12 protein-coding genes are annotated in these 13,785 nt (G+C 64.1%); 4 read left to right on the plus strand and 8 right to left on the minus strand.

What is annotated here, in order from left to right; all coding sequences use genetic code 11:
• The first annotated feature begins 17 nt into the window (after positions 1 to 17).
• Together uvrA and HAP48_RS38945 are read left to right on the plus strand one after the other, a co-directional pair.
• Complete coding sequence (gene uvrA, locus HAP48_RS38940; protein WP_166205150.1) at positions 18 to 3,005, plus strand: excinuclease ABC subunit UvrA; 2,988 nt, start codon at positions 18 to 20, stop codon at positions 3,003 to 3,005.
• A gap of 10 nt (positions 3,006 to 3,015) precedes the next feature.
• Positions 3,016 to 3,411, plus strand: a complete 396-nt coding sequence (locus HAP48_RS38945) for a barstar family protein (RefSeq protein WP_224496782.1) — start codon at positions 3,016 to 3,018, stop codon at positions 3,409 to 3,411.
• A 111-nt stretch (positions 3,412 to 3,522) separates the two neighbouring features.
• On the opposite strand, the gene HAP48_RS38950 is transcribed toward HAP48_RS38945, so the two are convergent.
• From HAP48_RS38950 to HAP48_RS38970, 5 genes are all read right to left on the minus strand, one after another.
• The gene (locus HAP48_RS38950) at positions 3,523 to 3,846 is read right to left on the minus strand and encodes a PRC-barrel domain-containing protein (RefSeq protein WP_166205151.1); all 324 of its coding nucleotides are present in this window, start codon (positions 3,844 to 3,846) and stop codon (positions 3,523 to 3,525) included.
• 346 nt (positions 3,847 to 4,192) lie between these two features.
• The gene (locus tag HAP48_RS38955; protein ID WP_166205152.1) at positions 4,193 to 5,128 is read right to left on the minus strand and encodes a YVTN family beta-propeller repeat protein; all 936 of its coding nucleotides are present in this window, start codon (positions 5,126 to 5,128) and stop codon (positions 4,193 to 4,195) included.
• 2 nt (positions 5,129 to 5,130) lie between these two features.
• On the minus strand, positions 5,131 to 5,670 hold the full coding sequence (locus tag HAP48_RS38960; protein WP_166205153.1) for an SRPBCC family protein: 540 nt from the start codon (positions 5,668 to 5,670) through the stop codon (positions 5,131 to 5,133).
• Positions 5,671 to 5,926: 256 nt separating this feature from the next.
• Complete coding sequence (locus tag HAP48_RS38965; RefSeq protein WP_166205154.1) at positions 5,927 to 7,105, minus strand: calcium-binding protein; 1,179 nt, start codon at positions 7,103 to 7,105, stop codon at positions 5,927 to 5,929.
• A gap of 240 nt (positions 7,106 to 7,345) precedes the next feature.
• A complete protein-coding gene (locus HAP48_RS38970; RefSeq protein ID WP_166205155.1) occupies positions 7,346 to 8,101 on the minus strand; it encodes an AAA family ATPase in 756 nt (251 codons plus the stop codon).
• Between the two features lie 445 nt (positions 8,102 to 8,546).
• On the opposite strand from HAP48_RS38970, the gene HAP48_RS38975 reads away from it, so the two are divergent.
• Positions 8,547 to 8,798: a C40 family peptidase gene (locus tag HAP48_RS38975; RefSeq protein ID WP_166215565.1), complete on the plus strand. Its 252-nt coding sequence runs from the start codon at positions 8,547 to 8,549 to the stop codon at positions 8,796 to 8,798.
• Between the two features lie 144 nt (positions 8,799 to 8,942).
• On the opposite strand, the gene HAP48_RS50260 is transcribed toward HAP48_RS38975, so the two are convergent.
• Positions 8,943 to 9,068 carry a hypothetical protein gene (locus HAP48_RS50260; protein ID WP_275948998.1) on the minus strand — a complete coding sequence of 42 codons (126 nt, stop codon included), beginning with the start codon at positions 9,066 to 9,068 and terminating at the stop codon, positions 8,943 to 8,945.
• Positions 9,069 to 9,203: 135 nt separating this feature from the next.
• Here HAP48_RS50260 and HAP48_RS38980 point away from each other — a divergent pair.
• Positions 9,204 to 10,143 (plus strand): IS630 family transposase gene (locus tag HAP48_RS38980; RefSeq protein ID WP_420869839.1). Its coding sequence is split into 2 segments (ribosomal slippage): positions 9,204 to 9,539 and positions 9,541 to 10,143, totalling 939 coding nucleotides; the frame shifts between segments, so codons are not numbered across the junction.
• Positions 10,144 to 11,151: 1,008 nt separating this feature from the next.
• On the opposite strand, the gene HAP48_RS38985 is transcribed toward HAP48_RS38980, so the two are convergent.
• Both HAP48_RS38985 and HAP48_RS38990 read right to left on the minus strand, forming a co-directional pair.
• The gene (locus tag HAP48_RS38985; RefSeq protein ID WP_166205157.1) at positions 11,152 to 12,027 is read right to left on the minus strand and encodes a PCC domain-containing protein; all 876 of its coding nucleotides are present in this window, start codon (positions 12,025 to 12,027) and stop codon (positions 11,152 to 11,154) included.
• A 4-nt stretch (positions 12,028 to 12,031) separates the two neighbouring features.
• Entirely contained in the window at positions 12,032 to 13,672 is a 1,641-nt protein-coding gene (locus tag HAP48_RS38990; protein WP_166205158.1) for an acyl-CoA synthetase, read from the minus strand.
• Positions 13,673 to 13,785: the final 113 nt, after the last annotated feature.

Raw genomic sequence — 13,785 nt, forward strand, 5'->3', positions numbered from 1 at the left:
CGCCCGGAATTGTCGCTATGGATGAAGTGCTCAAGGCGAAGCGCCAACAGACCGCCGGCGCCTCATCGCGCGCCATCACGATCCGCGGCGCGCGCGAACACAATCTGAAGAACATCGACGTCGAGATTCCGCGCGACAGACTGGTCGTGTTCACCGGCCTGTCCGGCTCCGGCAAGTCGTCGCTCGCATTCGACACGATCTATGCCGAAGGCCAGCGACGCTACGTCGAGTCGCTGTCGGCCTATGCGCGCCAGTTCCTCGAGATGATGCAGAAGCCCGACGTCGACCAGATCGACGGGCTGTCTCCGGCGATCTCGATCGAGCAGAAGACCACTTCGAAGAACCCGCGCTCGACCGTCGGCACCGTCACCGAGATCTACGACTACATGCGCCTGTTGTGGGCCCGCGTCGGCGTGCCCTATTCGCCGGCCACCGGGCTGCCGATCGAGAGCCAGATCGTCTCGCAGATGGTCGACCGCGTGCTGGCGCTCCCCGAAGGCACCCGCCTCTATCTGCTGGCGCCGGTCGTGCGCGGCCGCAAGGGCGAGTACAAGAAGGAGCTCGCCGAGTACCTGAAGAAGGGCTTTCAGCGCGTCAAGATCGACGGCACCTTCTATGAGCTGTCGGAGGCGCCCGCGCTCGACAAGAAATTCCCGCACGACATCGACGTCGTGGTCGACCGCATCGTGGTGCGCCCCGACCTTTCGCAGCGCCTCGCGGAAAGCTTCGAGACCGCGCTGAAGCTCGCCGAAGGCCTCGCCGTGATCGAATATGCCGACGCGCCTGCGGCGGCCGCGCAGGACGAGAAGAAAGAGGACAAGAAGAAGACCGCAAAGATCCACGACAAGAGCGGCCCCGAGCGCATCCTGTTCTCGGAAAAATTCGCCTGCCCGGTTTCGGGCTTCACGATCCCCGAGATCGAGCCACGCCTGTTCTCATTCAACAATCCCTATGGCGCCTGTCCCGCCTGCGGCGGCCTCGGCGTCGAGCAGCATATCGACGAGGACCTGGTCATCCCCGACAAGGAGCTGACCTTGCGCAAGGGCGCGATCGCGCCCTGGGCCAAATCGTCCTCGCCCTATTACATCCAGACCCTGACCGCGCTCGGCAAGCACTACAAGTTCACGCTCGACACCAAGTGGAAGGACCTGCCGAAGAAGGTGCAGGCCGCGCTGCTGCACGGCTCCGGCGACGACGAGATCAAGTTCTCCTATGAGGACGGGGTGCGCTCCTACGACACCAAGAAGCCGTTCGAGGGCGTCATCACCAACATCAACCGCCGCTACCGCGAGACCGAGAGCGAGTGGGCGCGCGAGGAGCTCGGCAAGTATTTCTCCGACGTGCCCTGCGCCGGCTGCAACGGCCACCGGCTGAAGCCCGAGGCGCTGTGCGTCAAGATCGGGGCTAAGCACATCGGCGAGATCTCGGAGCTCTCGGTCAGGCGCGCCGGCGAATGGTTCGAGACGGTGCCGGCGGCACTCAACGCGCAGCAGAACGAAATCGCCGCGCGTATTCTCAAGGAGATCCGCGAGCGCCTGACCTTCCTGCTCGATGTCGGCCTGAATTACCTGACGCTGTCGCGCTCCTCCGGCACGCTGTCGGGCGGCGAGAGCCAGCGCATCCGCCTGGCGTCACAGATCGGCTCGGGACTGACCGGCGTGCTCTACGTGCTGGACGAGCCGTCGATCGGCCTGCACCAGCGCGACAACGCCCGCCTGCTCGATACGCTGAAGCGGCTGCGCGACCTTGGCAACACGGTCGTCGTGGTCGAGCATGACGAGGACGCGATCCGCCTCGCCGATTATGTGCTCGACATCGGCCCCGGCGCCGGCATGCATGGCGGCCACATCGTGGCCGAGGGCACGCCCGACCAGATCATGCGCAACCCGAAATCGCTGACTGGCAAATATCTGACCGGCGAGCTGTCGGTTGCGATCCCGGACCGGCGGCCGCCGAACCACCGCCGCACCATCAAGGTGATCAACGCCCGCGGCAACAATCTGAAGAACGTCTCGGCCGAGATCCCGCTCGGCCTGTTCACCTGTGTGACCGGCGTCTCCGGCGGCGGCAAGTCGACATTGCTGATCGACACGCTGTACCGCGCGATCGCCCGCAAGCTGAACAACGCCAGCGAAGGCGCAGCACCTCACGACCGCATCGAGGGGCTCGAGCACATCGACAAGATCATCGACATCGACCAGTCGCCGATCGGCCGCACGCCGCGCTCCAACCCCGCGACCTATACCGGCGCCTTCACGCCGATCCGCGAATGGTTCGCCGGCCTGCCGGAGGCGAAGGCGCGCGGCTACGAGCCCGGGCGCTTCTCCTTCAACGTCAAGGGCGGCCGCTGCGAGGCCTGCCAGGGCGACGGCGTCATCAAGATCGAGATGCACTTCCTGCCCGACGTCTACGTCACCTGCGACACCTGCAAGGGCAAGCGCTACAACCGCGAGACCCTGGAGGTGCTGTTCAAGGGCAAGAGCATCGCCGACGTGCTCGACATGACGGTCGAGGAAGCCGCCGAATTCTTCAAGGCGGTGCCGCGCGTGCGCGAAACCTTCCAGACCCTGCACCGCGTCGGCCTCGACTACATCCATGTCGGCCAGCAGGCCACCACGCTCTCAGGCGGCGAAGCCCAGCGCGTCAAGCTGGCAAAAGAACTGTCAAAGCGCGCCACCGGCCGCACGCTCTACATCCTGGACGAACCCACGACGGGCCTACACTTCCACGACGTGGCAAAACTGCTCGAGGTGCTGCACGAGCTGGTCGCCCAGGGCAACACGGTGGTGGTGATCGAGCACAATCTCGAGGTCATCAAGACCGCCGACTGGGTGATCGACCTCGGCCCCGAAGGCGGCGACGGCGGCGGCGAGATCGTCGCCTGGGGCCCGCCCGAAGACATCGTCAAGGCACCGCGCAGCTACACCGGCAAGTTTTTGGCCCCGGTGCTGAAGAAGGCCAACAGCAAGCCAAGAAAGAGCAGCGCGAGCGAGGCGGCGGAGTAATGTTGGCCTGGTGAGCAAGCCGCAAATATTCATCTCGTTCGGAGATGACGGCGTGCCGTCCCGTGCGGCGGCGCGCGTCAGCGTCCCGGAAAGCGTTACGAGCAAAGCAGCGCTCTTGGCTACGCTTGCCGCGCAGCTCAAGTTTCCCGATTATTCTGGAACGAATTGGGATGCGTTCGAGGAGTGTATTCGCGATCTCTCGTGGTTGCCGCCCGGTCCAGTGTTGATTGCGCACGCTGACGTGCCGCTGATTAGTGATGCGCCGAACGCAATAACCTACGCTGCGATACTGAATGAAGCTGCACGCAAAATGTTGAGGTCGCAGGACCATCCGCTTTCGGTCGCATTTCCTCTCAAGCATCGCGAGCAAATCATATGGCTGCTTCGAGCCCACAGGACTGATTAGCAAGTGCCCGGATGAGCGAAGCGACATCCGGGACTGTCGGCCGAACAAATCAACTGCTCCCGCATGTCGCTTCACTCATGCGGGCTACAACAACCGCCTCTCACCTCCGCGCTACACCGCCCAATAATTCGGGTGCGTGTAGCGGTCGCCCCAGTCGAACGCGTCGCCGTCCAACTCGGATGGGCCGGTGCGCAGATCCTCCAGAGTCACCTCGGCCTCGAAGGCCTGCCGCTCGGGATCGAATCGCAGCGCGGTCCATCTGACGGGATAGTGGTGGTGGGTACTCAGCACGCCGCCGGTCTTGATGACGGCGTAGGCCACCGTTCCGCTCACCTTGTCGAGCATTAGCCGCTCGATCGATCCGAGCTTCGTGCCGTCGCGTCCGAACACGCAGACATGCTCGACGCGGTCGCTGGGCACCAAGGTATGATGCATGGCATCCTCCCTGTTTTCCCTTGTTCGGACGAGATTATAGCATTGGCGCACACCGGGCGTGCAGAGATCGTGTCTACCGCGGTGCGGCAAACCCGCCGGGTATCGCGTGTGGCATCAAGGAGCGTTTGCGCCGGTGTTCCCACATCCGTCATGGCCGGGCATAGCCGTCCGAAGGACGGCGTCGCTTCCGCTCGCCTACGTCCCGGCCATCCACGTCTTACTTGCTGCAGAAGCCAAGACGTGGATGCCCGGGACAAGCCCGGGCATGACGCGTGTTGGATGAATTGGCCAAACGGCCGGCACCGAATTCGCAGCACGATCGGTACATTACTCCGCCAGCACCGCCCTACTCCGTTCTTCTCAGAAACACGCCGAACGCCCTTGGCCCGTCGCCGACCTTGATCTCGCCGACCACCTTCAGCTCGGCGGCATCGATCACGCTGAGCGTGTTGCTCTCCCAGTTCGCGACGACGATGCGCTTGCCGTCGGCCGTCGCCTCGATGCCTTCGGGGTAATCGCCGACGTTGATCCGCTTCAATGGCTGCAAGGTCGCGAGGTCGAACACGCTGACCTTGCCGTCGTACTGGTCGGTGACGAAGCCGCGGCCCTGCGCCAGCGCCACCGCATAGGGGCGCAGGCCGACATGGACGCAGCCGAGCTCGCGGGCGGTCGCAATGTCGATCACGGAGACGTCGTTGGAGCCGACATTGGCGGTGTAGGCACGCTTGCCCTCGGCATCGATGGTGACGCCGAACGGGCGGGTGCCGACCTTCACGATCCCTCTCCGCTCCCGCGTCGAGGTATCGATGATCGAGACACTGTCATCGTCGCGGTCCGCCGAGAGCAGCAAGCGCCCGTCCAGCGTCACCGCGAGCCCGGACGGCGATGCGCCGACCGCGATGCTGGCGACGACCCGTTGTTCCCTGGCATCGATCACCCGTATCGCGGCGGCGTACCAGTCGGCGACATAGACCGTTGCCCCGTCGGGCGCGACCGCGATGCCGAGCGGACCGCCGCCGACATCGACCCGGCCGACCACCTTTCGCGCTGACGCATCGACCACGGTCAGCGCCTTGGCGTCGGGGCTCGTCACATAGGCAAAGCGGCCGTCATTGCTGACGGCGATGCCGGCCGGCTTGCCGCCGATCGCGATGGTGGCGACCGGCTTCGACGTCGCGAGATCGACCACCGTGAGATCGTCGCTGAGCTGGTTGGTGACGAACGCCTCCTCGGCATGCGCGGTGCCGAGGCCGAGCAGCGCCGCGACAACGATCGCCCGCATGCTCAGCTGCCGCTCTCGATCTTCTTCTTCAACGCCTCAAGGCCGGCGCGGTAGAGCCCGCTCACAGCCTTCACCGCGGCTTCGTCGCTCAGTTCCGGCGGCGGGTCGTTGTTCGGGAAGCCGCGATAGAACGCGCCGGTCCATTCCAGCTTCGTCTTGCCGCCGGGCGCCGGCGACAGCGACAGCGTCGAGGAATAATTGGTCACCGGCAGCACCTTCACGTCGACCGCCGTAATCCGGTACGAATAGCTCATCATCTCGGGCTCGTATTTGTAGAGCTCCTCGTCGACGGTGGCGCCGGGCGCCAAGGTCAGCCGCCGTGTGGCGCCGATCTCGTTGCCCTTCTCGCCTTCGGTCTTGCTGACGCCGGGAAGCCAGCTCATGTCCTGGAAATTGCCGATCACCGCCCACACCTTGGCCTGCGGCGCGTCGATCTCGATCGATTCCCGCACCTTCTGCCGGGTCGGCCCATGGGCCCAGGCGGCCCCCAGCACAGCCAATGCCGCCACCACGACGCCAGCCTTCGCGATCGCTCTCCTCATGTCGTCTCCCTGATCTGTCGGTCTGCCGCCAAGCGCGTGCCGAAGCTTATGGGTCGAGGTTTAGACCGGATCGAGGAGCCGCCGCTTGCACCAGAGCGAAGTCGCGGGCGCCGTCTTCCCCGGGAGGCAAGCCTCCCTCATTGCTCGCCGCCGCGACGAACCGCCTTGGAACCGTCGCAGAATTTCCGGACTGCCCCAAGAGAGAGCCCGGCAAGAATGCCGGGCCCCTGTCGTGCGGTTCTCCGCGTGCCTTCCGTCAAAACGAATGCGTACTGGCGAACTCGGTTGCATTTGTCCCGTTCAGCCATATTGCCGTTGCTGAATCGAGCTGGATGACGAAATACGCGCCATTCTGGTAGCTGTGTGAAAGCAGCAATTCGTTCGAATTGATGAGGCTGCCGACGGGTCCGATGAAGCCGACACTGTCGCGCACGTTGAAGTCCTGGACGACCTGAATCCCCGTTGTGCCGCCGACATAGTAGGTGTTGGTGCCGGTCGAGGTCCCCGCGCCTCCGCCGTCGCCACCGAAGTAGTAGTTGACGCCGGTGCCGCCGTAAAAAATGTCGTCTCCGGCACCCCCGATCAGAACGTCGACGCCGTCGCCGCCGAACATCGTGTCGTTGCCGGTGCCGCCGTAGGCGTAATCATTGGCGCCGTTGCCGTACAACCAGTCGTTTCCGTCGTCGCCGATCAGGATGGACGTGCTGTTGTCCAGGGCGACGAGGGTATCGTTGCCAATTCCTCCATAAGCGGAGACCGGAGACGAAGCCGCCCCGCCGATGTAGATGTAGTCGTCGCCTGCATCGCCCAGCGCCACGTCGGTACCGAGCGTGTACGCCCCGGCAGTGCCGGTCAGGAGCACGTCGTTTCCTGTCCCGCCATACATGGTGTCTCCCTCGGCGCCGCCATAAAGCCAATCGTTGCCGCTCCCGCCGAACAGGACATCGTATCCGTCACCGCCGAACACGACGTCATTGCCGTTGCCGCCGTACAGACCGGGAGTGCTGGTCACTCCGTTAATACCGATGATGTTGCCACCGGATTCGTTTCCGGCGTCTCCGTAGAGAGTGTCCGATCCATCACCGGCCAGGATGGCATCGCGGCCTCCGCCGCCGTAGACCATGGAATTCGTGCTTCCAGTGCCGCCTGTACTGTTGGTCGCGTAGTCGTCGCCTTCTCCGCCGTACACGTATTGGACGTTCGAAACCGTCGTATAGAAGAAGATCGCGTCGTTTCCGTCGCCGCCATAATAGTTGCCGTACGTGGTGCCACCGAATGCGGCGCTCAGGTAATCGTCGCCCTCACCACCTTCCCAGTACGCGAAGCCCGGAACGCTCGATTCGAGGTGGTCGTTGCCCCGGCCACCATAGAGATGGTTGTACCCAGCGGATGCCAAAACCGTGTTATTGCCGCTATCCCCGTAAAAGTCCGTCATCAAATCATTCCCCATTGCCGCAGAAAAATTGAAAATTGAGGCAGCACAGCTGCCAAGCTGCCGTGAAGTCATGGCCCAGTGTCAAGCTATCAAACGGGATGAGACGTCGAGGTCATGCTGATGACAGCAGCGTTCGTCATCCATGCTCGGAGGCCAGAACGTAGGTCCAGTCGCAGCTACGGCCTCGTCCGCGTGGCCGTCAGCACCGGGCCGCTGGTCGTCTGCGGTAGATTGTCACCCTCACTCCGCGATTGCCGCCTCGACGAACCCTTTCGGGTCGTCGCAGAATTCGCGCATGACCTTGTAGTGATCCGTGTCCCTCAGGTTCACCGGCTCGAGCCCGTACTTCGTCAGCCGCAGCAGCGTGGCGTTCGGATAGGCCATCAGGACAGGCGAATGCGTGGCCATGATCACTTGGCAGTGGCCGCTACAGTTCATCCGATGCAGCAGCTTGAGGAACTCGATCTGGCGCGCGGGCGACAGCGCCGACTCCGGTTCATCGAAGATGAAGATGCCTTGCCGCTGGCAGCGCTCCTCGAAGAAGCGCAAAAAGCCCTCGCCATGCGAATGCGATAGAAAGTCGGCATAGGGGCTAGCGACGGAGTCGAGATATCTGGCGACCGAGAAGAAGCTCTCGGCGCGGAAGAACCAGCCTTTGGTGATTTTCGGCAGCCAGCTCGCGCGGAGCGCGGTCGCAAGCGAGCCGCCCATCTTCTCGACCGCGTTGCCGTGATCGACCGGCATGTAGCCCTTGCCGCCGCCGGCGTCGTCATAGCCGGCCATCACGGCGATGCCTTCCAGCAGGGTCGACTTGCCGGTGCCGTTCTCGCCGACAATGATGGTAACAGCCTTGTCGAAGCTCAGCTCGAAATCGTCACGCCGCAGCGGCAGCACGAATGGGTAAGTCTCGCGGTCCGCAATCCGCGCGGGGTCGAGCCAGACCCGCCGCAGGTATGGCGCGGGCATGTTGATCGGGCGGTTTCGTCCTCTGGCCATTCGTCCTGCCTCCCAACGCTCAGCGGCGGCGAAAACCAAGGTTTCAGATCGACGCAGCATCGTCAAGAACATAACAGGAACAATATAATCGCTAACGCGCGCCGCCGCCTCGCGTCGCGGCCCTGTCGCGCGCATGCCAGTTGGGGAACCCCGGCCATATTTTGGCCATGGCCCATTTCTTAAAGGCCTGAGCGGGCCATGTCCCGCCTCGTGAGCGCCGCCGGACCGATGCGGTCCCTTCGCTACCAAACGCAGATCGTCGCTGCGCCCCTCCCCACACCAAGGATGGTCTGCCAACAACAAGAAGGACTTTTGTATGCGTAAACTCCTGACTGCGGTTGCCGTGTTTTCGGCCCTTGCTTCTTCTGCCGCCGAAGCCCGCGGCCATCACCGTCATCGCCATCATGCACATTCCGGCCGTCCAGCGGCGTGGTGCGGATGGTTCATGCGCACCCAGGTCGGTAGCGATCCGGGTCCGCAGTTCAATCTGGCACGATCCTGGACGCGATACGGCAGCAATGCGGGTGGCCCTTCGGTCGGCACGATCGTGGTTTGGCGTCACCACGTCGGCAAGATCGTAGGCCAGCAGAACGGTCAGTGGATCGTACAGAGCGGCAACGACGGCCATGCCGTGCGCACGCGGCCGCGATCAATTGCCGGCGCGATTGCGTTTCGAAACGCATACGCTTCGTTCTAAGGAACCGTGGTGGCATTCCTCGCCGGTATACGAACCGTTCATAACAGCTGCCTACGCTGAGCGTGGGCTTCGCCCTGAGGCCCTCAGACGGGCGTCGTCGCCTGAGTTGACCAGGCGGCGGCGCTTGCCCTGTGGCCTCTCCGATCAAGTTGCGCGCGCGGTGGTGGCAGCCTGAGAAGCCGTAATATGCCTGGACGTCGTGATCGCGGCGAATGTCACCGCCAGGCCAAATACAATTGAAAAAACGATCAAAGCAAAACGTGGCGTCATCGACGAGCCTCCTACCCCAGGACGCCCCCCTTCTCGCAATTCTAGAGCGGGATGGGGTTAGGTTGAATCGATTTGGGATTCCCAAATCGGTGTGTTTCTGATTCACCATGCTGACTGGGTTGGAGGCCAGCATGGATGGGCAAGCCTTATTCTCTGGATCTTCGCAAGCGAGTCGTGTCGGCGATCGAGGGCGGGATGTCTCGCAATCAGGCGGCCAAGCAGTTTGGGGTCGCGATCAGCACCGCAATCGGTTGGATGCAGCGGGTCGAGGAGACCGGCAGCGTTGAGCCTGGCCAGATGGGCGGTCATAAGCCGAGGGCGGTTTCGGGAGACCACGCGGCTTGGCTGTCGCAGCGGATCAAGGACGGCGATTTCACTATACGGGGGCTCGTTGCCGAGCTTGCTGGACGCGGCCTGAAGGTCGACTATCACTCGGTGTGGGACTTCGTGCATGCCGAGAAGCTAAGCTTCAAAAAAAAGCGTGGCGGCTGGCGAACGGGATCGACCCGCGGTCGCGCGGCGGCGAGCCCAGTGGACAAAATATCAAGGGCGCGTCGAAGCTGAGCGGCTCGTCTTCATCGACGAGACATGGACCAGAACCGATATGGCGCCTTTGCGTGGATGGGCACCGCGCGGGCACAGACTTCCTGCCACGGTTCCCCACGGTCGCTGGAAGACCATGACCTTCCTGGCGGCCCTGCGCCATGACCGGATCGATGCGCCATGGTTCATCGAGGGGCCGATCGATGGCGTGAGCTTTCGCACCTATGTCGAGAAGGTTCTTCTGCCTGTCCTTCGACCCGGCGATATCGTCGTCTTGGATAACCTCGGTAGCCACAGGAGCAAAGCAGTTCGCCAACTCATCCGTTCGGTCGGCGCCAAACTCTTCTTCCTGCCCAAATACTCGCCCGACCTGAACCCGATCGAACAGGTCTTTGCCAAGCTCAAGCATCTGCTCCGCAAAGCTGCCGCGCGAACCGTCGACGCGGTCTGCGCCGCAATCGGCCACGCACTCGACGCCTTCACCCCCGAGGAATGCGCCAATTACCTGAAAAATTCAGGCTATCGAACTTAATGCCATCACGCTTTAGTCGGCCGCAGGCTTTCGTTTCAAGCGCGCTGCGGCGCGCAAGCGGGTTACGCCGTTTGCGACTTTCGTTGCAGAGCACGCGCGCGGGCCGCTCGCGCGAAGGCGGCTCGCGCTACGCCGCGCAGACCTTCGTCAGCGCAATCGACCTCTACATCAACATCCATGCGCGCAGGCGCATGGTAGCGCCCCTGCCACTGAGTTGCCCGACGGCGCAAGCCCCTCGCAGCGAAAATATTTCGGTTTATCCGCATACCCAACTCAGTGTATGGTCTGCCCGTCTCACCCGATCGAGGGGCGCTTCGCGGTCGTCACGAACGCGGCGTGGGATGCGGTGGACGCCGAGTGTGTGACTGACGAGAGCACGCGGAGCGGACGGTGAAATCGTGTGGTCCTGACGCCCTAGTGGCCGGTGTCCCCTTGCGAAACGCGAACGCGTTTCTGCGACGGCGGTGACAAACAAGCCAAGTCTCGCCGGGGAGAGCACGTATAAGCCGTAGCCCATCGCGCAGGGAAAGCCGGATTGCTCCGGTTACACCTGTGGTCCTACCCCCGAGCTTTCTACCTTTTGCTCGGGGCCCATGGGTGCGATCGGCACCCGGCTTTCCCTGCGCCCTCTGTTCAAGAGGGCGGAACGAGAAGCAAAGCTCGGACGATTCATGTCGCGAGAATGCGAAGCCGCGTCCTCACCACATCTGTCATCGCCCGGCTCGACCGGGCGATCCAGTACGCCGCGGCCTCTCGGTTCAAGCACAGGTGCCTCTGGAATACTGGATCACCCGCATGCGCGGGTGATGACACCGAATGCTTGGCTGTCTGACAGGTTGAATCAGCTTTGAATCCCGTCATCCTGAGGAGCGCGAAGCGCGTCTCGAAGGATCGACGGCCACCGGCCGGGCCGTACATCCTTCGAGGCTCGCTCCGCTCGCACCTCAGGATGACGGGATTGATTGTCGTCTCGCTGCGACGCCTCGATCGAGACAACGCACCCCGCCCCTAAGGCCGCTCCGCCTCTTCCAGCACCTCGAGTGCGAGCTCCATCGTCATCAGCACCGGATTGTCGCCGCGCACCAGATGTCCCTCGGCGATGCCGCCGAGATAATCGACCAGCGCGATGTCGAGCTCGGCGTGCAGACGGCCATCCGCATCAGGCGCGATCTCGCCTGCGGTCACCGCAAGCTCGGTCGCGAATGGCACCACGCTGTGGCCGTCGGTGAAGATGGCGCCGATGGTCGAGCCGACACCGCCATGCAGCCGCGCGCGCAAAATGCCGTGCTGGCGGCAAAAGCCTTCCAGCGCGCAGGCAAAATCCTGGTTCGGCCGCAGCCGCAACGCGTAGGCATGGCGCGTGGTCTTCGCCCCGCGTGGCTCGGTTGCGACGGGGCCGAACAGCTTGAAATTGGTCTCGCTGTCGGGCTCCGCCAGAAACGTCGCGCCGTCGATCCCGAACGCATTCACCTCGAACGGCTCGGCGACGATGGTCTCATCCGGCAGCATGTGGCCGCCGTTGAAGCGGCCGTCGGCCTCGGTCCACAGGCCATGACAGTGAAAGAACGGCGCGCCGTCGCGTTCGCCGAAGGTCAGCGCCGCGAGCTTGAGCCGCGTCACGCCGTCGGGACGGAACGCGTCGCTGTAGAACGCGGCATTGACGCCGTCCTTCGACAGCGCCGGCATCACGTAGGCGAACGGGCCGAGCGCGCCGGCCTTCGCGCTCAGCACGCCGCCGGCAAATCCTTCCGCCGCAAAGCCGCGGCGCACGGCCTCGAGCAAGGGAATGCCGGCCTCCAGCACGAATGAAAAGGCGCGGCCGCGCGCGGCGACCCACTGGATGCGCTCGGGGATGGGAGCGCCAGGCTGGGCGATGCTGCGCATCGCCTCAAGCGCCCGTCGATTTGGCAATCACCTCGAGCAACCCGCGCGCCTCGAGCTCGTCGCGGATCAGTCGCTTCGGCACCTTGCCGTAACCGGACTTCGGCAGCGCCTCCCAAAAGAAGAAGCGCTTCGGCATCTTGTAGCGCGGCACTTTTGGCGCGAGATACGCCGCAAGCTCCGCCTCGCCGACGGCCTCGGTGCCCTCGCGCGCGACGCAGACGGCGACGCCGACCTCGCCCCAGAACGGATCGGGCACGCCGAGCACCGCGACCTCGCCGACCGCGGGATGGCTCAGCAGCTTCTCCTCGATCTCGCGCGGATAGATGTTGGAGCCGCCGGAGATGTACATGTCGGAGGCGCGGCCGGTGATGTAGACAAAGCCCTCCTCGTCGATGTGGCCGAGATCGCCGGTGCGGAACCAGCCGTCGCGAAACGCCTTCGCATTGGCCTCGGGGTTGTCGTAATAGCCGGCGAATACGCCCGGGCCGATCACGCAGATCTCGCCGGTCTCGTGCGGCTTCAGCTCGCACCCCTCGTCGCCCTGGATCGAGACCTGCATGCCGGTGCGCTCGAAGCCGCAGGTGCCGATCCGCGCATGCGGCCCGTCCGCGGGATCGTGCAGGCCGGGCGGCAGCACGGTGATGTTGCCGGTGACCTCGCCGAGCCCGAAATACTGCACCAGCACACCGCCGAGCTTGCTCAGCGCCGCCTTCTGGTCCTCGCGATACATCGGCGCGCCGGCATAGATGATGTAGCGCAACGAGGAATGATCGTGCTGGTCTACAGCGGGATGCTCGACCATCATCTTCAAAATGGTCGGCACCGTGAACATGTTGCTGACGCGGTGCCTGGCGATCAGGCGGAACGCCTCGGCGATGTCGAATTTCTCCGACGGCAGCAGGATGGTCGGCACGCCACGCGCGGTCTGCACCAGCTGATGCACGCCGGCGCCATGCGACAGCGGTGCCACCACCAGCGAGGCGTCGTGTTCGGTGGTGCCGGGCATCAGGTCGGCGAGATGGTTGGTGATCACGAAGGCCATCTGGCCGTGGGTCAGCACCGCGGCCTTGGAGCGGCCGGTGGTGCCGGAGGTGAAGAAGAACCAGCAGGGGTCGTCGTACTCGACCGCTGTGTTCTCGACCGCAGCACCGGCATGTTTGGCGATGACGTCACCGAGCGTCGCCTCGCCGAACGTGCCCTCCTCGCCGATCCGCCAGACGAATTCGAGCGCGGGATTGGCGGTCGCCTTGGCGTGCTCGGGGAAATCGCTGTGGCACAGAAACGCCTTGGCGCCGGAGGCTGCCGCCAGATAGGCGACCTCGTTCGGCATCAGGCGGAAATTGGTCGGCACCCAGACCGCGCCGAGCCGGAAGGCCGCGAACATCGACCAGAACATCTCGTCGCAGTTCTTGGAGTGCACCAGGATACGGTCGCCCTTGACGATGCCGCGGGCCGCGAGCGCCGCGGCCAGCGCCGAGACGTTCTGGTCGATATGGCGCCACGACCAGGCCTTCTCGTTCCAGATGAAGCCGGGCCGATCGCCGTGGCGGCGGGCGTTCTGGGTCAGGATGTAGGCGAGGTTCATCACCCGGCGCGACACCCGCGCGATCCCGCCGCGCGGCGCGGTCGAAGCCTCCTCGCTCATTGCTGCCCCGCCAACACGCACAACAGACTGGGCAGGATCAGGACGGTCATCGGGTCTTTCCTCGGTCAGAACCGGGCGTCTTCAAGCGCCGCAAGGGGATGGTGCTGGTCCGG

The organism is Bradyrhizobium septentrionale, assembly GCF_011516645.4.
Lineage (GTDB): Bacteria > Pseudomonadota > Alphaproteobacteria > Rhizobiales > Xanthobacteraceae > Bradyrhizobium > Bradyrhizobium septentrionale.

Excerpts from the sequence above, each read along its gene's own strand:
- HAP48_RS38970 (WP_166205155.1), bottom strand. The coding sequence starts at position 8,101 with ATGGCCAGAGGACGAAACCGCCCGATCAACATGCCCGCGCCATACCTG.
- HAP48_RS50260 (WP_275948998.1), bottom strand. The coding sequence starts at position 9,068 with ATGACGCCACGTTTTGCTTTGATCGTTTTTTCAATTGTATTTGGCCTG.
- HAP48_RS38955 (WP_166205152.1), bottom strand. The coding sequence starts at position 5,128 with ATGCGGGCGATCGTTGTCGCGGCGCTGCTCGGCCTCGGCACCGCGCAT.
- HAP48_RS38960 (WP_166205153.1), bottom strand. The coding sequence starts at position 5,670 with ATGAGGAGAGCGATCGCGAAGGCTGGCGTCGTGGTGGCGGCATTGGCT.
- HAP48_RS38985 (WP_166205157.1), bottom strand. The coding sequence starts at position 12,027 with ATGCGCAGCATCGCCCAGCCTGGCGCTCCCATCCCCGAGCGCATCCAG.
- HAP48_RS38950 (WP_166205151.1), bottom strand. The coding sequence starts at position 3,846 with ATGCATCATACCTTGGTGCCCAGCGACCGCGTCGAGCATGTCTGCGTG.
- HAP48_RS38965 (WP_166205154.1), bottom strand. The coding sequence starts at position 7,105 with ATGACGGACTTTTACGGGGATAGCGGCAATAACACGGTTTTGGCATCC.
- HAP48_RS38990 (WP_166205158.1), bottom strand. The coding sequence starts at position 13,672 with ATGAGCGAGGAGGCTTCGACCGCGCCGCGCGGCGGGATCGCGCGGGTG.
- HAP48_RS38975 (WP_166215565.1), top strand. The coding sequence starts at position 8,547 with ATGCGCACCCAGGTCGGTAGCGATCCGGGTCCGCAGTTCAATCTGGCA.
- uvrA (WP_166205150.1), top strand. The coding sequence starts at position 18 with ATGGATGAAGTGCTCAAGGCGAAGCGCCAACAGACCGCCGGCGCCTCA.